This window comes from Bradyrhizobium sp. NP1 (assembly GCF_030378205.1).
GTDB lineage: Bacteria > Pseudomonadota > Alphaproteobacteria > Rhizobiales > Xanthobacteraceae > Bradyrhizobium.
In genome coordinates this window covers 122,622-143,199 of record NZ_CP127385.1, presented here as the reverse complement: position 1 = coordinate 143,199, position 20,578 = coordinate 122,622, and the positions used below count along the sequence as shown (strand labels likewise).

Annotated in this window: 23 protein-coding genes and 1 tRNA gene; 13 read left to right on the top strand and 11 right to left on the bottom strand. The window is 65.0% G+C overall.

Annotation, left to right across the window (positions count from 1 at the left end; genetic code table 11):
• Positions 1–50 precede the first annotated feature (50 nt).
• Entirely contained in the window at positions 51–2,459 is a 2,409-nt protein-coding gene (pheT, locus tag QOU61_RS00650) for a phenylalanine--tRNA ligase subunit beta (RefSeq protein ID WP_289656230.1), read from the bottom strand.
• Positions 2,456–3,538: a phenylalanine--tRNA ligase subunit alpha gene (pheS, locus tag QOU61_RS00645; RefSeq protein WP_289656229.1), complete on the bottom strand. Its 1,083-nt coding sequence runs from the start codon at positions 3,536–3,538 to the stop codon at positions 2,456–2,458. The genes pheT and pheS overlap by 4 nt, the downstream gene beginning before the upstream one ends.
• 144 nt (positions 3,539–3,682) lie before the next feature.
• Between pheS and QOU61_RS00640 the strand changes: the two genes are divergently transcribed.
• The gene (locus QOU61_RS00640; RefSeq protein WP_289656228.1) at positions 3,683–4,099 is read left to right on the top strand and encodes a hypothetical protein; all 417 of its coding nucleotides are present in this window, start codon (positions 3,683–3,685) and stop codon (positions 4,097–4,099) included.
• A gap of 10 nt (positions 4,100–4,109) precedes the next feature.
• Here the strand turns inward: QOU61_RS00640 and rplT are convergent, their stop codons facing one another.
• The gene (rplT, locus tag QOU61_RS00635; RefSeq protein ID WP_289656227.1) at positions 4,110–4,469 is read right to left on the bottom strand and encodes a 50S ribosomal protein L20; all 360 of its coding nucleotides are present in this window, start codon (positions 4,467–4,469) and stop codon (positions 4,110–4,112) included.
• Between the two features lie 74 nt (positions 4,470–4,543).
• Positions 4,544–4,744, bottom strand: a complete 201-nt coding sequence (gene rpmI, locus QOU61_RS00630; protein ID WP_289656226.1) for a 50S ribosomal protein L35 — start codon at positions 4,742–4,744, stop codon at positions 4,544–4,546.
• Positions 4,745–5,007: 263 nt separating this feature from the next.
• On the opposite strand from rpmI, the gene QOU61_RS00625 reads away from it, so the two are divergent.
• Complete coding sequence (locus QOU61_RS00625; RefSeq protein ID WP_502876870.1) at positions 5,008–5,433, top strand: hypothetical protein; 426 nt, start codon at positions 5,008–5,010, stop codon at positions 5,431–5,433.
• A gap of 69 nt (positions 5,434–5,502) precedes the next feature.
• Here QOU61_RS00625 and infC read toward each other — a convergent pair whose 3' ends face one another.
• Complete coding sequence (infC, locus tag QOU61_RS00620) at positions 5,503–6,042, bottom strand: translation initiation factor IF-3 (protein ID WP_289662136.1); 540 nt, start codon at positions 6,040–6,042, stop codon at positions 5,503–5,505.
• 244 nt (positions 6,043–6,286) lie between these two features.
• Between infC and QOU61_RS00615 the strand changes: the two genes are divergently transcribed.
• Entirely contained in the window at positions 6,287–7,081 is a 795-nt protein-coding gene (locus tag QOU61_RS00615; protein WP_289656225.1) for an alpha/beta hydrolase, read from the top strand.
• 123 nt (positions 7,082–7,204) lie between these two features.
• Here QOU61_RS00615 and QOU61_RS00610 read toward each other — a convergent pair whose 3' ends face one another.
• From QOU61_RS00610 to QOU61_RS00600, 3 genes are all read right to left on the bottom strand, one after another.
• The gene (locus tag QOU61_RS00610; protein ID WP_289662134.1) at positions 7,205–8,002 is read right to left on the bottom strand and encodes an acyl-CoA thioesterase domain-containing protein; all 798 of its coding nucleotides are present in this window, start codon (positions 8,000–8,002) and stop codon (positions 7,205–7,207) included.
• A 50-nt stretch (positions 8,003–8,052) separates the two neighbouring features.
• A complete protein-coding gene (gene queG / locus QOU61_RS00605) occupies positions 8,053–9,201 on the bottom strand; it encodes a tRNA epoxyqueuosine(34) reductase QueG (protein ID WP_289662132.1) in 1,149 nt (382 codons plus the stop codon).
• A gap of 144 nt (positions 9,202–9,345) precedes the next feature.
• Positions 9,346–10,038, bottom strand: coding sequence for a glutathione S-transferase family protein (locus tag QOU61_RS00600; RefSeq protein ID WP_289656224.1), 693 nt, complete (start codon positions 10,036–10,038; stop codon positions 9,346–9,348).
• 197 nt (positions 10,039–10,235) lie between these two features.
• Here QOU61_RS00600 and QOU61_RS00595 point away from each other — a divergent pair, with 197 nt between their 5' ends.
• Positions 10,236–11,042 (top strand): undecaprenyl-diphosphate phosphatase, encoded by an 807-nt coding sequence (locus tag QOU61_RS00595; protein WP_289656223.1) that lies wholly within the window; start codon positions 10,236–10,238, stop codon positions 11,040–11,042.
• A gap of 88 nt (positions 11,043–11,130) precedes the next feature.
• Here QOU61_RS00595 and QOU61_RS00590 read toward each other — a convergent pair whose 3' ends face one another.
• Positions 11,131–12,099, bottom strand: a complete 969-nt coding sequence (locus QOU61_RS00590; RefSeq protein ID WP_289656222.1) for a complex I NDUFA9 subunit family protein — start codon at positions 12,097–12,099, stop codon at positions 11,131–11,133.
• A gap of 148 nt (positions 12,100–12,247) precedes the next feature.
• Between QOU61_RS00590 and QOU61_RS00585 the strand changes: the two genes are divergently transcribed.
• Positions 12,248–12,334: transfer RNA gene (locus tag QOU61_RS00585), tRNA-Leu, on the top strand.
• 71 nt (positions 12,335–12,405) lie between these two features.
• On the opposite strand, the gene QOU61_RS00580 is transcribed toward QOU61_RS00585, so the two are convergent.
• Positions 12,406–12,648, bottom strand: coding sequence for a hypothetical protein (locus QOU61_RS00580; RefSeq protein ID WP_289656221.1), 243 nt, complete (start codon positions 12,646–12,648; stop codon positions 12,406–12,408).
• Between the two features lie 173 nt (positions 12,649–12,821).
• Here QOU61_RS00580 and QOU61_RS00575 point away from each other — a divergent pair, with 173 nt between their 5' ends.
• From QOU61_RS00575 to ptsN, 8 genes are all read left to right on the top strand, one after another.
• A complete protein-coding gene (locus QOU61_RS00575) occupies positions 12,822–12,980 on the top strand; it encodes a hypothetical protein (protein ID WP_289656220.1) in 159 nt (52 codons plus the stop codon).
• A 181-nt stretch (positions 12,981–13,161) separates the two neighbouring features.
• Positions 13,162–13,776, top strand: a complete 615-nt coding sequence (locus QOU61_RS00570) for a ribonuclease D (RefSeq protein WP_289656219.1) — start codon at positions 13,162–13,164, stop codon at positions 13,774–13,776.
• 253 nt (positions 13,777–14,029) lie between these two features.
• Positions 14,030–14,773, top strand: a complete 744-nt coding sequence (gene lptC, locus QOU61_RS00565; RefSeq protein WP_502877004.1) for an LPS export ABC transporter periplasmic protein LptC — start codon at positions 14,030–14,032, stop codon at positions 14,771–14,773.
• A gap of 5 nt (positions 14,774–14,778) precedes the next feature.
• Complete coding sequence (locus tag QOU61_RS00560; protein ID WP_289656217.1) at positions 14,779–15,492, top strand: LptA/OstA family protein; 714 nt, start codon at positions 14,779–14,781, stop codon at positions 15,490–15,492.
• 191 nt (positions 15,493–15,683) lie between these two features.
• Positions 15,684–16,697, top strand: coding sequence for an LPS export ABC transporter ATP-binding protein (lptB, locus tag QOU61_RS00555; RefSeq protein ID WP_289656216.1), 1,014 nt, complete (start codon positions 15,684–15,686; stop codon positions 16,695–16,697).
• A 145-nt stretch (positions 16,698–16,842) separates the two neighbouring features.
• A complete protein-coding gene (gene rpoN / locus QOU61_RS00550; protein ID WP_289656215.1) occupies positions 16,843–18,444 on the top strand; it encodes an RNA polymerase factor sigma-54 in 1,602 nt (533 codons plus the stop codon).
• Positions 18,445–18,534: 90 nt separating this feature from the next.
• Complete coding sequence (hpf, locus tag QOU61_RS00545; RefSeq protein ID WP_289656214.1) at positions 18,535–19,143, top strand: ribosome hibernation-promoting factor, HPF/YfiA family; 609 nt, start codon at positions 18,535–18,537, stop codon at positions 19,141–19,143.
• A gap of 287 nt (positions 19,144–19,430) precedes the next feature.
• The gene (gene ptsN / locus QOU61_RS00540) at positions 19,431–19,892 is read left to right on the top strand and encodes a PTS IIA-like nitrogen regulatory protein PtsN (protein ID WP_289656213.1); all 462 of its coding nucleotides are present in this window, start codon (positions 19,431–19,433) and stop codon (positions 19,890–19,892) included.
• A gap of 30 nt (positions 19,893–19,922) precedes the next feature.
• Here the strand turns inward: ptsN and QOU61_RS00535 are convergent, their stop codons facing one another.
• Positions 19,923–20,561, bottom strand: coding sequence for a TetR/AcrR family transcriptional regulator (locus QOU61_RS00535; RefSeq protein WP_289656212.1), 639 nt, complete (start codon positions 20,559–20,561; stop codon positions 19,923–19,925).
• Positions 20,562–20,578: the final 17 nt, after the last annotated feature.

The following is a 20,578-nucleotide window of genomic DNA, read 5'->3' as shown; positions in this document are numbered from 1 at the left end:
ACCCCCGGTCCCGCGCACGATGTGCCGACGAGCCGCGCCGCCCGCCAAGATCATGCGCGCAGCGTGCCGCCGGTCTTCTTGATCACCTCGGCCACGATCTTCTCGGCGACCGCGTCGATCTCCTGGTCGGTCATGGTTTTCTCGCGCGGCTGCATGGTCACGGCGATCGCGACCGATTTCTTCGCGGGATCGATGCCCTTGCCTTCGTAGACGTCGAACACGGTGACGTCGGTGATCAGCTTCTTGTCGACGCCCTGCGCCGTGCGCACGATGTCGATTGCCTTGACGCTGCGGTCGATGATGAAGGCGAAGTCACGCGACACCGGCTGGAAGGCGGAAAGCTCAAGCGCGGGCTTGGCGCGCGTGACCTTCGGCTTGGCCGCGGGAATCCGGTCGAGAATGACCTCGAAGGCCATGATCGGGCCGTCGGCCCGCAACGCTTCCAGCGCGCGCGGGTGCAGCTCGCCGAAGGTGCCGAGCACATTCTGCGGTCCGATCTGGATCGTGCCGGAGCGCCCCGGATGCAGCCAGCTCGCGCCACCGGGCACGATCTGCAGCGCCTGCATCGGCGCGCCGGCAGCCGCCAGCACCGCGAGCGCATCGGCCTTGGCGTCGAAGGCGTCCGCGGTTTTCGAGCCCGACCAGTGCCGTCCGAGACCCTGCGACGATGCAAAGCCGTGACGCACGCCGGCGGCCGCGGTCCACTGATCCTCCGGACGGTCGCCGGCAAAGACCTGGCCGACCTCGAACAGCGACACATCGGAAAAGCCACGGTCGGCATTGGCCTGCGCCGCCGCGATCAGGCCGGGCAACAGGCTCGGCCGCATGTCGGAGAGATCGGACGCGATCGGGTTGGCGAGCGCGAGCTCCGCCTTGCCGCCGCCGAACAGCTCGGCGGCCTGCTTCGAGATGAAAGACCAGGTCACCGCCTCGACCATGCCGCGCGCGGCGAGCGCCCGCTTGGCGCGGCGGGTGCGGCGCTGGATCGGCGTCAAGACCGGCTTGCGCGCGTCCTCGCCACGCTCGAACGGCGTCTCCGGCACCTTGTCGACGCCGATGATGCGCACGATCTCCTCGACGATGTCGGCCTTGCCGTGGACGTCGGTGCGCCAGGAAGGAACGGCGACCTTCACCACCGGGCCGTTGCCGGCCACCATGAAGCCGAGATGGGAGAGGATGCGGCGCATCTCCGGAAGCGGCACGTCGATGCCGGCGAGCCGCTTCACTTCTGAAAGCGGGAAATCGATCACACGGTCGTCGCCGAAACGGTTGCCGACGACGATGGTTTCCGACGGTGCGCCGCCGCACATTTCCATCACGAGGCGGGTGGCGAGCTCGAGTCCCGGCACCATGAAGGCCGGGTCGACACCGCGCTCGAAGCGGTAGCGCGCGTCCGAATTGATGCCGAGCTTGCGGCCGGTCTGCGCGATATTGATCTCGTTCCACAACGCCGATTCGATCAGCACGTCGGTGGTGTTCTCGTCGCAGCCCGAGGCCTCGCCACCCATGATGCCGGCGAGCGATTCGACGCCGTGATCGTCCGCTATCACGCAGACCGAACTGTCCAGCGTGTAGGTGCGGCCATCGAGCGCGAGCAGCGTCTCGCCGTCGCGGGCATGGCGCACCACGAGATTGCCCTTGACCTTCCTGGCGTCGAACACGTGCAGCGGCCGCGAACGGTCATATGTCATGAAGTTGGTGATATCGACCAGCGCGTTGATCGGGCGCAAGCCGATCGCGGTGAGACGGTCCTGCAGCCATTTCGGCGACGGGCCGTTCCTGACGCCGCGCACCAGCCGCAGCGCGAAGCCCGGACAAAGCTTCTCGTCCTCGACCGTCACCTTCACCGGGCAGGGGAATTCGCCCTTCACCGGCTTGATCGCGGGATCCTTGAACTTGCCCATGTCGGCCGCGGCAAGGTCGCGCGCGATGCCATGCACGCCGGCACAGTCCTGCCGGTTCGGCGTCAGGTTGATCTCGATCACGGGATCGCCGAGCCCCGCCCATTCGGCGTAGGCGGCGCCGACCGGCGCGTCGGCCGGCAGCTCCAGGATCCCATCATGATCATCGGAGATCTCAAGTTCAGCCGCCGAGCACAGCATGCCGCGGCTCTCGACGCCGCGGATGGTGCCGACCGAAAGCGTGATGTTCTTGCCGGGGATGAAGGTGCCCGGCGCCGAGAATACGCTGATCAGCCCTGCGCGCGCGTTGGGCGCGCCGCAGACGACCTGCACGGGGGCAGCGCCGCCTCCGGTATCGACCATGCAAACGCGCAAGCGGTCGGCATTCGGATGCTGCTCGGCCGAGATCACGCGCGCGATGGTGAAGGGCTGCAGCGCCTTCGCCTTGTCCTCGATGCTCTCGACCTCGAGCCCGATCATGGTGAGCTTGTTCGCGAGCTTTTCCAGGGGCTCGTCGGTGTCGAGATGGTCCTTCAGCCAGGAGAGGGTGAATTTCACGAGCTCAGCCCTCCCGCGAGCGTCGGCACTTCCAGCGGCTTGAAGCCGTAATGCGACAGCCAGCGCACGTCGCTTTCGAACAGTTGTCGCAAGTCCGACATGCCGTATTTCAGCATCGCGATGCGGTCGATGCCCATGCCCCAGGCAAAGCCCTGGTAGACATCAGGATCGATGTCGCAGGCGCGCAGCACGTTCGGATGCACCATGCCGCAGCCGAGAATCTCCAGCCAGTCCTCGCCTTCGCCGAAGCGGATCTCGCCCTTGTCGCGACGGCACTGGATGTCGACCTCCAGCGACGGCTCGGTGAACGGGAAGAACGACGGCCGGAAACGCATGTTGATGTGGTCGACCTCGAAGAAGGCCTTGCAGAATTCGTGCAGGATCCACTTGAGGTGGCCGAGATGAGAGCCCTTGTCGATCACGAGGCCCTCGACCTGGTGAAACTGCGGCGTATGCGTCGCATCGGAGTCGATTCGGTAGGTGCGGCCCGGGCAGATCACCCGGATCGGCGGCTTCTGGCTCAGCATGGTGCGCACCTGCACCGGCGAAGTGTGGGTGCGCAGCAACAGGCGCGAACCGTCGTCCTTCGGATTGAAGAAGAACGTGTCATGCATCTCCCGCGCCGGATGGCCGACCGGGAAGTTCAGCTTGGTGAAATTGTAGTCGTCGGTCTCGATGTCGGGGCCTTCGGCAATCGCAAAGCCCATGTCGGCGAAGATCGCCGTCAACTCGTCCATCACCTGGCTCAGCGGGTGAATCCGCCCCGTCTCGGTTGGCGGCTCGCGCACCGGCAGCGTGACGTCGATGGTCTCGGCGGCGAGCCGGGCGTCGAGTGCTGCTGATTTCAGGATGTCGCGCCGCGCTGCGAGCGCCTGCGTGACGTTGTCCTTGGCGAGGTTGATCGCGGCACCTTGCGTCTTGCGCTCCTCCGGCGACATTTTTCCCAGCGTGGAAAGAAGCGCCGAGATCGAGCCCTTCTTGCCGAGGGCTGCGACGCGGACGGTCTCCAGCGCGGCTTCGTCGCCAGCGGCTGCGATCTGATCGAGGATGGATTGTTCGAGCGTTGCGAGGTCGGACACGGTCAATTCCCTGTTTTGCCCAGGAAGGCCGCTGGTTGTGGCTGCGGCCGGGTCGAAACGTCAAGGCCTAAAGCCGCGCGGCGAGGCTCCTTGAACCCTCTCGCATGCGCGCTCTACCAAAGTGAATGAGGGAGGGAGAAAGCGATGCGGTTTGGACCCCGTTTGCCTGTTCTGGCCACCGTTTTGTCGATTGCCGGGGCTCCGGCACTCGCCGCGGTCTGTCTCGACAAATCCATGACGCTCGAGGAGATCGTCGACACCATCAGCGTCTCGTCCGGATGCGAACGTGCGATGAAGCTGTTCGAAGCCTGCGAATTCGGCACGAGCGGCGACATCCAGCTTGGCGCCGCCGTCGAGAAGAAGTGCGAAGCCGACTTTCTTGCGCAGCTCAAGGCGCCCGAGATGCTGACCTACCGGCGCGAGATGCGGGCCTGCGACCGCAAATACCAGAACGAGGACGGCACGATGTATCGTTCGTTCACGGCGTTCTGTCGCGCGGAAGTCGCCCAGCGCTATGCGCAGCGCACGCGGAAACACGCGGGCGCGGCAGGCGCCCGCTGATCCGCCGCATCTAGGCTGCGAGCGCCGCCTTGGCCTTCTCGGCGATCGCCTGGAACGTCGCGGGCTCGTGGATGGCGAGATCCGACAGCACCTTGCGGTCGACCGTGATGCCCGATTTCGACAGGCCGTCGATAAAGCGGCTGTAGGTCAGGCCGAACGGACGGACGGCGGCGTTGAGGCGCTGGATCCAGAGGGCGCGGAAGGTGCGCTTCTTGCGCTTGCGATCGCGGAAGGCGTACTGGCCGGCCTTCTCCACCGCCTGCTTGGCGGCGCGGATCGTGTTCTTGCGGCGGCCGTAATAGCCCTTGGCGGCCTTGAAGACTTTCTTGTGCTTGGCGTGGGAGGTCACACCGCGTTTGACGCGAGACATGACTAAAATCCTTCAGACTAAGGTGACGGGATCGCCGCGTGGACGCGGCCTGGCTGTTGGCGACGGGAACGCTGTTACGCGTTCGGCAGGAAGTACTTCTTGATGTTGTCGCCGTCGGTCTTGAACAGCACGCGGGTGCCGCGGAGCTGACGAATCTGCTTCTTCGTCCGCTTGATCATGCCGTGGCGCTTGCCGCGCTGGGCGTGGACCACTTTACCCGTGGCAGTCACCTTGAAGCGCTTTTTGGCGCCCGATTTGGTCTTCAGCTTGGGCATTTGGCTCTCCTTTGGCCGCAATAGAAACGCGCGCGTAAAGCGCGTGCGGCCGGCTAAAATGCTCGTTAGAGCGTTGAAAATGCTGGGTTATTTGTCTAGCAAGCAACCCGCATGGGTGAGCGCCACGGCAGCCCTTGATCAGCCGGGCGATCGAAGGCTGGGCTTATGGCAGAGGATGCGCGAATTGGCAATGATGAACCGCGCCATCGCGTGGCCCGACTACTCCGCGATTGGCCTGCACGGACGAACCAGGGAGGGATGAAATGACCACGATTTGCCAGCCGATTGCCGCTTCCGTCGCTTTTTCCGCCCGCCGCCCCTTGTGCCTGATGCTGGCCGCTTTCTCGATCGCGGCCGTCGTCGTGCCGGGGTCCGCCGATGCCCGACCCCTCCGAGTCGCCGGCCGCTATGACGGCGTCTGGAACGTGGTTTTCGCCACCACCCGTGGCGTCTGCAGCTCGGGCTACAGCGTTCCCTTCACCGTTAGTGGCGGTCGGGTTTCGTCCGCGGGCGGCGGCCGCGTCGCGGGCTCGGTGAATCGTGGCGGCGCCGTTGCGGTCCGGGTTTCGGTCGGCGCCTCCAGGGCCAGCGGTGGCGGCCGGCTCGCCGGCAACTACGGAGCGGGCTCCTGGAGCGGCATCATCACCGGCGACCGCTGCAGCGGCACGTGGCAAGCCACGCGCGGCTGAGGACCATGCAAACGGCCCGCGAGACGCTTCCCGCGGGCCGTTTCCGATAGTCCATTAGCTATGGTCCGGTCAGCGCGGCGCCAGCACCATCACGACCTGGCGGCCCTCGAACTTCGCGTCCTGCTCCACCTTGGCGATGTTGGCGACGTCGGCCTTCACCTTGTCGAGCAGCTTGGTGCCGATCTCCTGGTGTGCCATTTCGCGGCCGCGGTAGCGCAGGGTGATCTTGACCTTGTCGCCTTCCTCGAAGAAGCGCTGCATCGCGCGCATCTTCACGTCATAGTCGTGATCATCGATCATCGGCCGCAGCTTGATCTCCTTGATCTCCACGACCTTCTGCTTCTTGCGGGCCTCGGCGGCTTTCTTTTGCGCCGAATATTTGAACTTCCCGTAGTCCATGATCTTGCAGACGGGAGGGGTCGTATTCGGCGAAATCTCCACCAGATCCATGCCGGCTTCGGCGGCCATCCTGATGGCGACGACGGTCTCGACGGTACCCAGGTTGGTACCGCTCTGGTCGATTAGCTGGATCTGGGCGTTGCGGATCTCATCATTGGTGCGCGGCCCGTCTTTGGCGGCAGCGGGCGGGGCTCTGTTGGGACGGCGAATGGGTAACTCTCCAAAGTTGTGAACGAAGGGCAGTAGTCTGAAGGAAGAAGCCGCTGGCGGCAAGCAAACTCGCGCGGTTTGGTGTCAAAACCCTCAAATGCGCGGCATTTTGGTCACGCGAGCGAAATAGATACCGCTGCCGCCTCGCGCAAGTCGCAGGGATGCCTTCACCCCTGCGGTCGGTTGACGGATCGAACGACCGCGCCCAAACAGCCGCGAGAAGGCAGAGTAACGACGGATGACCATGACCAGTTCCGCAGATAGTGCCGAGCCGCCTGTTTTCATCGAGGTCGGAAGCGGTGCTGCCGCTCGGCGGATCGCGGTTCGCGCCCGCAAGGGCGCAGCACCCGGATTGTTCTGGCTCGGCGGCTTCAAGTCGGACATGGCGGGCACCAAAGCCCTGGCGCTCGATGCCTGGGCGGCGGAGCGCGGTCGCGCCTGCGTGCGGTTCGACTATTCGGGCCATGGCGAATCCGGCGGCGATTTCGCCGAGGGCACCATCGGGCGCTGGCTCGAGGAGAGCGTGGCTTTATTCCGGCAATTCTGCAGCGGGCGTCAGGTGGTGGTCGGCTCCTCCATGGGCGGCTGGATGGCGCTGCTGCTGGCGCGCGAACTCGCGCGGCAACCGGCGGATGCCGCCTCGCTCGCAGGGCTGGTGCTGATCGCGCCGGCGCCCGATTTTACCGAAGAGCTGATGTGGAAGGGCTTTTCGCCCGAGGTCCGCCAGGAGATCGAAAGCAAGGGCGTGTGGCTGCGTCCGTCACAATATGGTGACGGCTCGCCCTATCCGATCACCCGCGCGCTGATTGAGGAAGGCCGCAACCATCTGTTGCTCGGCAGTTCCATCGATGTCGGCTGTCCGGTCCGCATCCTGCAGGGCGCACAAGACCCCGACGTGCCCTGGAAGCATGCCTTTGCGCTGGCGCACCGGCTGCCGGCCGACGACGTGGTGCTGACCATGATCCAGGACGGCGATCATCGCCTGTCGCGTCCGCAGGACATCGCGCGGATCATGGCCGCAGTGGCCGAGATCGGGTGAAGCGCCCGGTTCTTTCATTGTCATCGTCCGCGAACGCGGACGAGTACGCCGCGGCTTATCGGACTGATCTCGATCTTCACGGATTTCTGGATGCCCCGCCTTCGCGGGGCATGACAGTCGAGATCAAGGCGGCGGCGGCCGCTTCATCGGCTTGCGCTGCGCCAGCGCCGCGACCGTCGAGGAGCCGATCGCGCCCTCTTCGTCATAGAGCCAGCATTCGCCGATCGCGATGCCGCTTGTCGCGTGATGGTTCACCACCTCGAAGCCGATCCATCGCGTCGCCGGCAGGCGGTGCAGATAGAGCGTGACGTCGCTATTGATGAAGCCGAGCCCCTGATCGCCGGCATTCGCAAAGGGGCTGGCGAAATCCGCGGCCAGCGCGACGTGCACGAACGGCGTCATCGGCACGCCTTCGACGAGATCGCGCACCTCGCTCATCCAGAGCCGCCGTGGGCCGAGCGAGCCCATGTGACCAACGATCGGTCGCGTCGTCCATTTGCCGTTCATGCCGAGCCGCGGATCGGTCGGCGCGGGAATGGCGGCTGGTTTCGGTGCGTCCCAGTTCGGCGGTGACCAGACCTTTCCCTGCGGATTCTCGGTCCGGCGCAGGAGCTGGCAGGAGGCTCGCGCCATCACGACGCCGCCCGAGAGGAAGTCGGCCTCGACCATGCGGATGCGCAGGCCGTCGCGGATCAGCCGCGTCTTGACCTCGACTGGGGTGAGGATGTTCGGCAGGCGAAACATGTCGACGGTGAGCCGCGCGGGCAGGAAATCCTCGCCGCCGTGGCGCTGCTCGATGACGAAGGCGAGGAGCCCGATCACGACGCGGCCGTGCATCGAATTCGGGTCCCAGAAGCCGTTCGCCATCGGCGTGGGGATGAAGCTGTCCTGGTTTTTGGTGAAGAAAGGCTGGTTGGTCATAGGCTGGTTGGTCATGAGCCAGCGACCATGGCGGATTTGCCGCGATGAAATCAAGGGCAGGCGGCTGCCATCCGCCACTCCTCGCGCACCTGCGCGTCCGGTTCGGCGACCGCGGCCTGCGCCGCCAGCGCCGCGACGCGCTGCTTCGGCACGAGCTGCGAGAGTGCCCATATCGCAGCACCCCGCACCAGCGGACTTGCGTCGGAAAGCAATTGCTCGGCTTCGTGCGCGAGCGTTGCATCGGCGGAATTGCCGATCGCGATCAGCACATTGCGGATGAAGCGGTCGCGGCCGAGCCGCTTGACCGGCGATTTCGTAAACAGTGCGCGAAACGCGGCATCGTCGAGCCGCGCCAGCGTCGCGAGCGAAGGCGCCCGAAGCGCGTCGCGCGCGGCAAGCTTGGTCTCGCGCCCGGCCTGCGCGAACTTGTTCCAGGGGCACACTGCGAGGCAATCGTCGCAGCCATAGATGCGGTTGCCGATCGCGCGGCGGAATTCGATCGGGATCGCACCCTTGTTCTCGATCGTGAGGTAGGAGATGCAGCGCCGCGCATCGAGCTTGTAGGGCGCCGGGAAGGCCGCGGTCGGACAGATGTCCTGGCAGGCGCGGCACGATCCGCAATGGTCGGTCTCCGGCTCGTCGTGGGGCAGGTCGAGTGTGGTGTAGATCGCGCCGAGAAACAGCCAGGAGCCGAATTCGCGCGACACCAGGTTGGTGTGCTTGCCCTGCCAGCCGAGCCCCGCGGCATGCGCGAGCGGCTTCTCCATCACGGCTGCGGTATCGACAAAGACCTTCACGTCGCAGCCGGTCTGTTGCACCAGCCAGCGCGCCAGCGCCTTGAGGTTCTTCTTGATGACGTCATGATAGTCGTCGCCTTGCGCATAGACCGAGATCGCGCCGCGCGTGCGCTGCGCGAGGATCGCGAGCGGATCCTCGCTCGGGCCATAGTTGACGCCGAGCATGATCACGCTGCGTACCTCGTTCCACAGCGTGCGCGGATCGGCACGGCGCGCAGGGTTGGCGGCGAGCCAATCCATGTCGCCATGGCCGCCTGAAGCGAGAAAGGCGTGGAAGTGATTGGCGGCGTCGCCGATCGCATCGGCGCCGGTAACGCCGATGCAGTCAAAGCCATGCGCGCGGGCCTGCCCGGCGAGCCTGCCCTTCAGCTCTGCTAGTGGAGCGGATTTGACGTTCGCCATCTCCTCGCCGCGATTCCTCGATGCGAACGTCAAATCCAAAGCTCCACTAGAACAAATAATTTGCTAGTGGTCCTATGATTCTAACATTCGCAAAACGTGTCTCCCAGATGGGGTGCGAATGTTAGAATCGGACCACTAGATCGTTCAGAAGTCGAGGTCCACGTAGGTGCGCGAGGCTGGCACGCCCGCCAGCCACTCGCTGAGCAGCGGACGGAACGACGGGCGGGACTTCACCCGCGCGTACCACGCCTTTGCTGCGTCGTCCTCGCTCCATGGCACGTCGCCCAGATAGTCGATCGCCGACAGATGCGCCGCGGCGGCCAGATCCGCATAGGTCAGCCGGTCGCCGGCAAGGAAATTCCGTGTCCGCGCCAGCCAGCCGATATAGGCGAGATGATAGCGCACATTGGTCTTGGCCGCGCGGATCACGTCGGTCGACGGCGCGCCGCCGCCGGTCTCCTCGCTCATGAAGCGCTTGTAGATGCGTTCGGTGACGAGCGGGCTGGAAGACTCCTCGAAGAACTTGTCGTTGAACCAGGCCATCAGCCGCCGCACCTCGACGCGCTCGGCCATGGTGGTCGGCAACAGCCGCCGGTCGGCCATCTCGCCGCCATGGGTCTCGTCGATATATTCGGCGATGATCCCCGCGCCGGGGATCGCGGGCCGGCCTTCCTCGATCAGCACCGGCGTGGTTCCCGCCGGATTGAGGGCAAGGAACGCTTCGCGCCGTTCCCAGGACCGCTCCTCGACCAACCGCAAGTCGAGGCCATATTCGCCGAGCACGAGCCGGACGAATCGCGAATGCGGGCAGAAGGGATGGTGGAACAGCGTGAACATGAGCCCTTACGGTTTGTCGCGGCGGCCGTGCAAACGTTCAACTCCCAGCCCGCGACGCGGCGCCAAACTACCCAAGCGCGCGCCCGAGGCAACCCCGCCTTTTGCATTCGCATTTTGCGATTGCGGTGGGGATGCGAATAGGCGAGAAGAACCCGGCTTTTGCAGGCGAATCCCTCAAGACCAGCGGACCTGATCCCATGATGTCAGATGCAATGCGGGCGGTGATTCTCGGCATCGTCGAAGGCGTCACCGAGTTTCTGCCGGTTTCCTCGACCGGCCACCTGCTGCTGGCGGAGCGCTTCTTCAACCTCGGCGAGGACAATTTCTGGAAGAGCTTTGCGATCCTGATCCAGCTCGGCGCGATTCTCGCGATCGTCGTGATCTATTTCGCCAAGCTCTGGCGCATCGCGCTCGGCATGTTTTCCAATCCCGACGATCGCCGCTTCGTGATCGGCGTGCTGGTGGCGTTCCTGCCCGCGGTCGTCATCGGCCTCATTGTCGGAAAATACATCAAGGAAGTTCTGTTCAATCCATGGGTGGTCTGCTTCTCGCTGATCGTCGGCGGCGCCATCCTGATGTGGGTCGACCAGATCGACCACAAGCCGCACGAGCATGACGCGACGAGGTTTCCGCTTCTGATGTATCTGTGGATCGGCGTCGCGCAGTGTCTTGCCATGATCCCCGGCGTGTCGCGTTCCGGCGCCTCCATCGTGGCGGCGATGCTGCTCGGGGCCGACAAGCGGTCGGCGGCCGAATTCTCATTCTTCCTGGCGATCCCGACCATGATTGGCGCTTTCGCCTACGACTTCTACAAAAGCCGTGCCGACATGACGATCGATCATCTCGGCATCATCGCGATCGGTTTCGTGGTGTCCTTCATCACCGCGATCATTGTCGTCAAGACGTTCCTGAACTACGTCACCCGCCACGGCTTCACGCTGTTCGCCTGGTGGCGCGTGATCGTCGGCACGCTCGGCCTGATCGCCCTGGCGATGGGGCACTAGAGTATTTTCGGTTCTTGTTTGACGCGTTTTCTTCACGCGAACCGGCGCCCGCTTCGCTCGAAAACGCTATGAAAGGGCGGGCTTGTTTTCAGGCGTTGCGGCGCTGGAACTGGCCGGCCGGCCGGAAGCGCCAGAGATATTGCGGGGCGACGGCCTCGAGCGAGTCCGGTGCGATGCCCAAGCCCTCGAGCGTCAGGCCCGCGGCCCTTGCCGCATCCGAGACGACATTGTCGAGCCGCAGCAATTCCACCTGATCCGGCGTCAGCTTCAGCGGCCCCGGCGCGAATTGCAGGAAGTAGGACTGGAGCCTGGCGAGGCCGAACGGCAGCGACAGCAGCATGCGCTTGCGATCGGTAATGTCGAGAATGATCTGCATGATCTCGCGCATCGTCAGCACTTCCGGGCCGCCGAGCTCGTAAGTGGCGCCGGGTTTCGTCTTGCCGTCGACGGCGTCGGCGACGGCGGTTGCGACGTCGGCGACATAGGTCGGCTGCAGGCGGGTGGCGCCGCCGCCGACCAGCGGCAGGAACGGCGATATCCGTGCGAGCGCCGCAAAGCGGTTGGTGAACTGGTCCTCCGGGCCGAACATCAGCGAGGGCCGCAGGATGGCGGCCTGCGGCAGCGCTGCCAGCACGGCCTTCTCGCCTTCCGCCTTGCTGCGGGCGTAGCGCGACGCGGATTTGTCGTCGGCGCCGATCGCCGAGACATGCACCATGCCGGCGCCCGCCGCCTTTGCCGCCCTAGCGACCGCTTCGGCGCCCTTGGCCTGCACGGCGTCGAACGTCTGCCCGCCGCTCTCGGTGAGCGTGCCGACCAGGTTGACGGCAACACGGGCATCGCGCATCGCGGCTTCGACGGAGGCGGGATAGCGCACATTGGCCTGCACGGCATGGATCTGGCCGACCCGGCCGAGCGGCTGCAGGTGGCCGGCGAGCTCGGGGCGCCGCACCGCGACGCGGACGCGATAGTCGCGCTTGCAGAGCGCGCGGACCACATAGCGGCCGAGGAAGCCCGATCCCCCGAAAACCGTGACCAGGGTGTCGAGATTCGAAGCCATGGGATCAATTCCTGCCGGTCAAAGGGAGGGTTTGCGCGCAATTATGCGGGTTTCGCGATACGCCATCCGGCCCGCCCTGCACAAGTCTATTCGGCGACCTCTTCGCCAATTTGACAAGCGCGCGACCGATCCGTAGTAACCGGCCCGGGCCCAGGTGGCGGAATTGGTAGACGCGCTGGCTTCAGGTGCCAGTGGCCTCACAGCCGTGAAGGTTCGAGTCCTTTCCTGGGCACCATCCTGCCCAGCCCGAAAAATGCCGGCGGTGCGCGGCGTCAGTCCGCGCGGTCCGGGGCAGCCTTGCGGCTGCTACTCCGCCGACTCAGACGGGCCGGGCGAATGCCCATCCGGGCCGCGGCTGAATACGCCGTAACTGCTGGATTTCATGCCGGCTCCCGCGGCGGGCGCCACCACTGTCAGGCCGAGCTTCAACAGCTCGCGCACGGCCGCCGCCCGGGTCGGCATCCGGTGCTTGAAGCGAAAATCATCAACCGCCGCCAGTTCGTCCGGAGAAAGCATCACTTGGAGGCGTTCGTCGCGCACGTCGTTCATCGGAATTTCCAGGGTTAGCCAATTGAGTAATTTACTCAACAAATGTAAGGCGCGACGGTTCCGCCAAAGTCGATTCAAGCACAAAATTAGTAAAATTTCGCAATAATAACAATAAGTTAGTTCTTGATTTGGGGCTCCGTCGCGCGCATGCTCCCCGTCAACGGAGCACGCCGATGACGGAACAAATCAAGCTGCCGCGCAAGCTCTCCGAGGAGCGGGAGCCGCCTGCGCCCCGACGACCGAGCCATCAGAAGGTCATCGAAAACATCGATCTCTGGGCCAACAGCCCGGGCCTGCAGCCGCCGAAGCCGCTGGACGATCCGAATCGCTGAGCCGTCGCGTTCGACGGCGCGCCGGGATGGCGGCGGCTGCGCCGCGATTCGCGCGGCGGGATATGCCCGTCGCCTTTGCCTTCTCCGCCGCGATTTTCCGGTCCAAAACGCCGTTGCCGCCGCTCGCCTGTTGCGAATTTGGGCGGTAGTGTCTCGCTTCGAATCGACACCAGAGGCCTTGATGACCGTACGCCTGCATCGCGGCGACCTGCCCGATCTCTCCCGCTACACCCGCTCGGTGGCGATCGACACCGAAACGATGGGGCTCAACCCGCATCGCGACCGGCTGTGCGTGGTGCAGTTGTCGAACGGCGACGGCAGTGCCGACGTGGTGCAAATTCCCGCGGATCAGCGCGACGCGCCGAATTTGAAGGCGCTGCTGGCGAACGACGCGATCACCAAGATCTTCCATTTCGCCCGCTTCGATATCGCCGTGCTGTATCAGACCTTCGGCGTGATGGCGCAGCCGATCTATTGCACCAAGATCGCTTCACGCCTGGCGCGCACCTATACCGATCGCCACGGTCTGAAGGACCTCGTGCGCGAGTTGCTCAACATCGATCTTTCCAAGCAGCAGCAGTCGAGCGACTGGGGCAGTGACGCCTTGAGCGACGCGCAGCTCGCCTATGCCGCCTCCGACGTCCTGCATCTGCACGCGCTACGCGAGCGTCTCGACGCGATGCTGGCGCGCGAGGGCCGCACCGAGCTTGCACAGGCCTGCTTCGAGTTCCTGCCGACGCGGGCGAAACTCGACCTGTCGGGCTGGGAGGCCGAGGACATCTTCGCGCATTCATAGCGCGTGATCCGGACAAGTGGGCACCGGTTTTCCCTTGCGACAAACGCGGAACGCGTTTGCGCGGGGATCATGCGCAATCAATAAAGCGCGATGGTGATTCGACCTGAAGCGACCGTGCTTGGGGGTGGCCGGCCGCCGATGCGGCATTTGGCAGCGTTAACGCCCCGTTTCGGTCATAGTCCTCAGGCCTGTCCAGGCTGCATATTCGGCCGGGGGCGGGTAGAATGGCGGGATGTCCTCGTTCGGAGCAGCGGTGAATTCGGTCCAGAAGCCGGCGCCTCAGGCGAGCCTCGAGGCGCGCTTTGCGCTTGCCGAGCGCCACAGCCGGCTGGTGCGGATCCTGCGCGTCGCGGTGCCGGCGGCGGTGATCGTGGCGATGGCCGCGGTGATTTTGGTGTCGGTGTTCAATCCGTTCCGCATGCTGATTCCGAAGCTGCCGATCAACATGGAGAATCTGGTCGTCTCCGGCACCAAGATCACGATGGAATCGCCGCATCTCTCCGGCTACACGACCGACCGGCGACCCTACGAGCTCTGGGCCAAGACCGCGACCCAGGACATCACCAATCCCGACCACGTCGAGCTGAAGACCCTGCGCGCGAAGCTCCTGACGGAGGATCAGTCCACCGTGATGCTGGACGCCCGCAGCGGCGTTTTCGACAACAAGCAGCAGACCATGGAGTTGCAGAAGGACGTGTTCCTGCAGACCTCCAGCGGGTATCAGGCAAAGCTCAACCAGGCCTTCATCGACATGGGCAAGGGCATCGTCACCTCGGACGATCATGTCGACGTCACGCTGACCAACGGCACGATCAGCGCCGATCGGCTCAGGATCACCGGCGGCGGCGAGGTCGTGAGATTCGAGGGTAATGTGGTGATGCATCTGGATAATCTCGGCACGTCCGACGACACCAGCAGCACCACGCCGCCGCAGCAGGACGCTGCGGCATCGGCGAAGGCGCGATCCACCCCGGCCAAATCAACGAGCTCGAAGTGATCATGATGACCACTCGTTTTCAGCGCAGCGGTTCGGTCCGACGTGGCATGCACCATGCAGCGACGCTCGCCTGCGCGCTTCTGATCGCAAGCGCTGCCGCGGCGCGCGGCCAGAGCGCGGTGCAGGGCGTCCCCAACGCCATGCAGGGCTTTTCGCAGAACCGCGACCAGCCGATCCAGATCGAGGCGGCTTCGCTGGAAATGCGCGACAAGAAAAAGGAAGCGACCTTCTCCGGCAATGTGAAGGTGGTGCAGGGCGACACCACCATGACGTCGAAGACGCTGGTGGTGTTCTACGAATCGAATTCGGGCGCGGCGCAGCCCGCTGCCGCGCCGGCAGCCAAGGGCGCCAAGGCGGCGCCGATGCAGTCCAGCACGCCAGGCCCCGGCGGCAGCTCGTCGATCAAGCGGCTGGAGGCGCGCGGCAATGTGGTCGTGACCCAGAAGGACCAGGTGGTGACGGGCGAAAGTGCCGTGTTCGACACCAAGACCAACCTAGTCACCATGCTCGGCGGTGTGGTGCTGACCCAGGGCAAGAACGTCCTGCGCGGCGACCGCCTGCTGGTCGATATGACGACAGGCGTGTCGCGGGTCGAATCCGATTCGGGGCGGGTTCAGGGCCTGTTCCTGCCCAGCCAGAACAACACCCCCGGGACCCCCGGAAGCACCAGTGCAGGCGGCGCTTCCGGTGGTTCGTCCAAACAAAAGCAAAATCAATAACTTGCTCATGAACGCGGTCCGTCGAGGTTGAAGCACCGGGGGCGAGCCTGTATCTAGCCTTTGGGAAGGTGGGCCGCGAATATCCCAGGCGTTCACTGGGCAAGGGACGTCCATTCATTCATGCTGCCGGGCGAATCGGGGCGCTCCGGCACATTTTGGGACGACCAGCGGACAGTTAAGGCGAAGCGGGGATGGTGGATCTACTCGGCATGTTCCGTCGGCGCCCCGCCAAACAGCGCGGCCGTCCCGGCTTTGCCCGCGCGCCGGACGACATCACCGCGCTCGGCGATTCCCTGGGCGGCCTGTTGACCGGCCCGGTTCGCGACGCCCCGCCGATCGCGCGCGAGATGCCCGGCCTGCAGCCGGCCCCGGTGCGCGCCGAGCAGCCGCAGCGGAACGAACCGCCGCGACCGCGAGCAAAACCGCCGGCCAAGCCCGCGACGAAGGGCAACGGCGCAGGCGGCCCGCAGCTGCTGCGCCGTCCCGGCTATCTCGCTGTGCATAGCGTGGAAAAAAGTTTTGGCACGCGCCAGGTGGTGCGCGGCGTCAGCATCTATGTTCGCCGCGGCGAGGCCGTTGGCCTCTTGGGCCCCAACGGCGCCGGCAAGACCACCGTGTTCTACATGATCACCGGCCTGATCAAGGCCGATCGCGGCGCGATCGAGCTTGACGGCCATGACGTCACCAAGCTGCCGATGTACCAGCGCGCGCGGCTCGGCATCGGCTATCTGCCGCAGGAAGCCTCGATCTTCCGCGGCCTCACCGTGGAGCAGAACATCCGCGCGGTGCTCGAGGTCGTCGAGCCCTCGCGCAAGAAGCGCGAGCACGAGCTCGATTCGCTGCTCGACGAATTCAACATCACGCGCTTGCGCAAAAGCCCGTCGATCGCGCTGTCCGGCGGCGAGCGGCGCCGTGTCGAGATCGCGCGCGCGCTCGCCACCCGCCCGAACTACATGCTGCTCGACGAGCCTTTCGCCGGCATCGATCCGATCGCGGTCGGCGACATCCAGGACCTGGTGCGCCACCTCACCAACCGCGGCATCGGCGTTCTCATCACCGACCACAATGTGCGGGAAACGCTCGGGCTGACCGACCGCGCCTATATCGTCTATGCCGGCGAAATCCTGACCGAGGGGAGCCCCGAGGAGATCGTCAACGACCCCGACGTGCGGCGGCTGTATCTGGGCGAGGAGTTCCGGCTTTAGGCCCCGGAGGCCTGTATCGGTCTCTAAACCATGCCGACAGCAGGTCGGCGCTAGCCCGTTTTTCCGATCCGTCAAGCCGTGTACATCGGCTTTGGACTAGGATAAGCAAGAATCGGACCAGTTTTAACGGATCGTTCTTGCCTCCATGGCCCTGACGCAAAGATTGGAGTTCCGCCAGTCGCAGTCGCTGGTGATGACGCCGCAGCTGATGCAGGCGATCAAGCTGCTGCAGCTCTCCAATCTCGACCTCTCGGCTTTCGTGGAAGAGGAACTCGAGCGCAATCCGCTCCTGGAGCGCGCCAGCGACGCCAACGAGCCCCCGGTCGCGGGCGAGGCCGAGCCTGCCGGCTCCGCGGCCTCCGACGAGCCGTCGGACTTTGCCGACGGCATCCACTCCGACCACGGCGAGGCGCTGAACGGGGCCGGTGACGGCTTCGAGCCGACGGCCGAAGAATGGATGAACCGCGATCTCGGCAGCCGCGCCGAGATCGAGCAGACGCTGGACACCGGGCTCGACAACGTCTTTTCCGAGGAGCCGGCCGAGGCTGCGGCGCGCAACGCGCAGGACGCCGCGCCCACCACCTATACCGAATGGGGCGGCGGTGCTTCCAATGACGAGGAATACAACCTCGAGGCTTTCGTCGCCGCCGAGGTGACGCTTGCCGACCATCTTGCCGAGCAGCTTGCGGTGGCGCTGTCCGCGCCGGCCCAGCGCATGATCGGCCAGTACCTGATCGATCTCGTCGACGAGGCCGGCTACCTGCCGCCCGACCTCGGCCAGGTTGCCGAACGGCTCGGTGCTGCGGAGCAGGACGTCGACGCAGTGCTCGCGGCGCTGCAGAAATTCGATCCGCCCGGCGTCTGCGCGCGGAATTTGAGCGAATGCCTCGCCAACCAGCTCCGCGAGCTCGACCGCTACGATCCCGCAATGCAGGCGCTGGTCGAGCATCTCGACGTGCTGGCGAAGCGCGACTTCGCGGCCTTGCGCAAACTATGCGGCGTCGACGACGACGACATCGCCGACATGATCGCCGAGATCCGCAGGCTCGATCCGAAGCCGGGGCTGAAATTCTCGACCGCGCGGACGCAGACCGTGGTGCCCGACGTCTATGTGCGTCCCGGAGCGGACGGCGGCTGGCATGTCGAGCTCAACAGCGACACGTTGCCGCGCGTGCTGGTCAACCAGACCTACTACACGGAGCTGTCCCGGACGATCCGCAAGGACGGCGACAAATCCTATTTCAGCGATTGCCTGCAGAACGCGACCTGGCTGGTGCGCGCGCTCGACCAGCGCGCCCGCACCATCCTCAAGGTGGCGACCGAGATCGTGCGCCAGCAGGACGGTTTCTTCACCCATGGCGTAGCGCATCTGCGCCCGCTCAATCTGAAGGCGGTAGCGGACGCGATCCAGATGCATGAATCGACGGTATCGCGCGTGACCGCCAACAAATACATGGCGACCAACCGCGGCACGTTCGAGCTGAAGTATTTCTTCACCGCCTCGATCGCCTCGGCCGATGGCGGCGAGGCGCATTCGGCGGAAGCGGTGCGGCACCAGATCAAGCGGCTGATCGACGCAGAGGAGTCGACCGCCATCCTGTCCGACGATACCATCGTGGAACGATTGCGCGAGGGCGGCATTGATATCGCCCGCCGGACGGTAGCGAAATATCGCGAGGCCATGCGCATCCCCTCGTCGGTGCAGCGGCGTCGCGAGAAGCAGAGCTCGCTGCTGCTTCCGACCTGACTTCGGCAGAGCGGCGCTGCACCACATATTGCTCCTTTGCCAAATCGGATTAGTCTTGCTCCTGCTGAAAAGATCGATCGAGGCATCGCCATGACCCTTCGGATTTCTGGCAAGAGCATCAGCGTCGGCGAGGCGCTGCGCGGCCGCGTCAACGCGCGTACCGAGGAAGTCCTGCGCAAGTATTTCGACGGCAACTACTCGGGCCACATCACGCTCAGCAAGGACGGCTTCGGCTTCCGCACCGACTGCGCGCTGCATCTCGATTCGGGCATCACGCTCGAGGCCGAGTCGAACGCGACCGACGCCTATGCCAGCGCCGACCAGGCGCTGCTGATGATCGAGAAGCGGCTGCGCCGCTACAAGAGCCGGCTCAAGGACCGTTCGGCGCGCAAGGCCTATGCGGCCTCGGCTGCGCTTGCCGAGATCGAGGCGCCGACGCTCGACGCGTCGAGCTACGTGATCGAGGCCCCTGCGGAAGGCGATGACGAGGTCACCGGCTACAATCCGGTCATCATTGCGGAAGCCACCACCACGCTGAAGCGGATGTCGGTCAGCGAGGCGGTGCTGGAATTGGACTTGACCGGCGCCCCCTGTCTGGTGTTTCAGCACGGCTCCAGTGGCCGGGTGAACGTCATCTACCGGCGCGCGGACGGCAATGTCGGCTGGGTCGATCCGCCCGTCGTCGATGGCGGCGCGTGAAACGCTGAAAGGGTCATGGGGCGCTGCCCGGCACAGGAGCGGCCTCGGATCGCGAGCAGGCAACCGCGGCCGAAATCGGCCTCTTTGGAGCCTATTCCGGGGATCTACGGGATTTAAGGATATGGTGCAGGAACAGCGTCGCGGGTGTTGGCAGGGGGCTGGCGTTGGAGTAGAAGCCCCCCCAATCAGGACCCGGGCATGAGGCCCGCCTCCCCCATCCTCACCTTGACGCTGGCCCACCAAGGCCTATTTCGCAACCTGACGGTTCATTCACCTCGGAACGCCCCATGACGATTACCGATCTGGTCGCACCCGAGGCGATTCTCCCGGCGTTGAAGGTCAACAGCAAGAAGCAGGCGCTGCAGGAATTGGCCGCGCGCGCGGCAAGCCTGAGCGGGCAGAACGAGCGGGCGGTCTTCGAGGTGCTGTTGCAGCGCGAGAAGCTCGGCACCACAGCGGTCGGCTACGGCGTCGCCATCCCCCATGGCAAGCTGCCGAAGCTCGAGAAGATCTTCGGCCTGTTCGCGCGGCTCGAGCGCCCGATTGATTTCGAGGCGATGGACGGCCAGCCCGTGGATCTGGTCTTCCTCCTGCTTGCCCCCGAAGGCGCAGGCGCCGATCACCTCAAGGCGCTGGCGCGGATCGCGCGCCTGTTGCGCGACCAGGACATCGCCAAGAAGCTGCGCGCCTCGCGCGACGCGCACGCGATCTATTCGGTGCTGGCGCTGCCGCCGGCAAGCGCGGCCTGATTTCGCGCTTTCCGCTTCCGCTATCCGTCTTCAGCAGATGGTCGGCAGCAGCCGCCTGACCTCGTCGATGAGGCCGGAGACAGCCTCCGGATCGTTCGACAGCTGCTTTAGCAGATAGTTCTGGAACAGGCCGTCGAACAGCGCATAGAGCACGCTGGAGGAAACCGCCGGCTGCTTCCCGCCGAGCTCCGCATAGCGCGATGCAACGCGCCAGACCATGTTTTCGAGGCTCTTGTCGATCTCGGTGACGTCCTTGCGGAAGGCAGCCTCGAACAGTGCCTGGGCGCGCAGGTCGTACCACAGCCGATGCATCCGCGCGTCATCGCGCAGCGTGGCGGCGAGCTTCGCCAGAAAGCCTTCCATCAGTTCGTCGCGGCTTTGCGCCGTTGCGGTGACCTCATCGTACCGCGTCACGCATTTCGCCTTGTAGTGCCGAACGCAGCAGCAGATCAGGTCGAGCTTGTCGCTGAAATAATAGTGGAAGACGCCGTGCGTGAACGCGGAGTTCTGCGCGATGTCGCGCAGGCTCGTGCGCGCGAAGCCAAGCTCGGCAAGCGTCTCGAGCGCCGCTTCCGCGAGCTCGATGCGACGCGCGTTGAACTTCTCCTCCCGCAGCGCCTCGGCGGCTTCCGACACCCGCTCCGCCGCGCTCAATGCCCGCCGCGCCATTCCGTTTCCTTCCTCGC

Excerpts from the sequence above, each read along its gene's own strand:
- hpf (WP_289656214.1), top strand. The coding sequence starts at position 18,535 with ATGACCCTTCGGATTTCTGGCAAGAGCATCAGCGTCGGCGAGGCGCTG.
- rplT (WP_289656227.1), bottom strand. The coding sequence starts at position 4,469 with ATGTCTCGCGTCAAACGCGGTGTGACCTCCCACGCCAAGCACAAGAAA.
- QOU61_RS00615 (WP_289656225.1), top strand. The coding sequence starts at position 6,287 with ATGACCAGTTCCGCAGATAGTGCCGAGCCGCCTGTTTTCATCGAGGTC.
- ptsN (WP_289656213.1), top strand. The coding sequence starts at position 19,431 with ATGACGATTACCGATCTGGTCGCACCCGAGGCGATTCTCCCGGCGTTG.
- queG (WP_289662132.1), bottom strand. The coding sequence starts at position 9,201 with ATGGCGAACGTCAAATCCGCTCCACTAGCAGAGCTGAAGGGCAGGCTC.
- QOU61_RS00575 (WP_289656220.1), top strand. The coding sequence starts at position 12,822 with ATGACGGAACAAATCAAGCTGCCGCGCAAGCTCTCCGAGGAGCGGGAG.
- QOU61_RS00580 (WP_289656221.1), bottom strand. The coding sequence starts at position 12,648 with ATGAACGACGTGCGCGACGAACGCCTCCAAGTGATGCTTTCTCCGGAC.
- QOU61_RS00560 (WP_289656217.1), top strand. The coding sequence starts at position 14,779 with ATGACCACTCGTTTTCAGCGCAGCGGTTCGGTCCGACGTGGCATGCAC.
- QOU61_RS00610 (WP_289662134.1), bottom strand. The coding sequence starts at position 8,002 with ATGACCAACCAGCCTTTCTTCACCAAAAACCAGGACAGCTTCATCCCC.
- QOU61_RS00625 (WP_502876870.1), top strand. The coding sequence starts at position 5,008 with ATGACCACGATTTGCCAGCCGATTGCCGCTTCCGTCGCTTTTTCCGCC.
- QOU61_RS00535 (WP_289656212.1), bottom strand. The coding sequence starts at position 20,561 with ATGGCGCGGCGGGCATTGAGCGCGGCGGAGCGGGTGTCGGAAGCCGCC.
- QOU61_RS00570 (WP_289656219.1), top strand. The coding sequence starts at position 13,162 with ATGACCGTACGCCTGCATCGCGGCGACCTGCCCGATCTCTCCCGCTAC.
- QOU61_RS00595 (WP_289656223.1), top strand. The coding sequence starts at position 10,236 with ATGATGTCAGATGCAATGCGGGCGGTGATTCTCGGCATCGTCGAAGGC.
- QOU61_RS00600 (WP_289656224.1), bottom strand. The coding sequence starts at position 10,038 with ATGTTCACGCTGTTCCACCATCCCTTCTGCCCGCATTCGCGATTCGTC.
- lptB (WP_289656216.1), top strand. The coding sequence starts at position 15,684 with ATGGTGGATCTACTCGGCATGTTCCGTCGGCGCCCCGCCAAACAGCGC.
- rpoN (WP_289656215.1), top strand. The coding sequence starts at position 16,843 with ATGGCCCTGACGCAAAGATTGGAGTTCCGCCAGTCGCAGTCGCTGGTG.
- QOU61_RS00640 (WP_289656228.1), top strand. The coding sequence starts at position 3,683 with ATGCGGTTTGGACCCCGTTTGCCTGTTCTGGCCACCGTTTTGTCGATT.
- rpmI (WP_289656226.1), bottom strand. The coding sequence starts at position 4,744 with ATGCCCAAGCTGAAGACCAAATCGGGCGCCAAAAAGCGCTTCAAGGTG.
- QOU61_RS00590 (WP_289656222.1), bottom strand. The coding sequence starts at position 12,099 with ATGGCTTCGAATCTCGACACCCTGGTCACGGTTTTCGGGGGATCGGGC.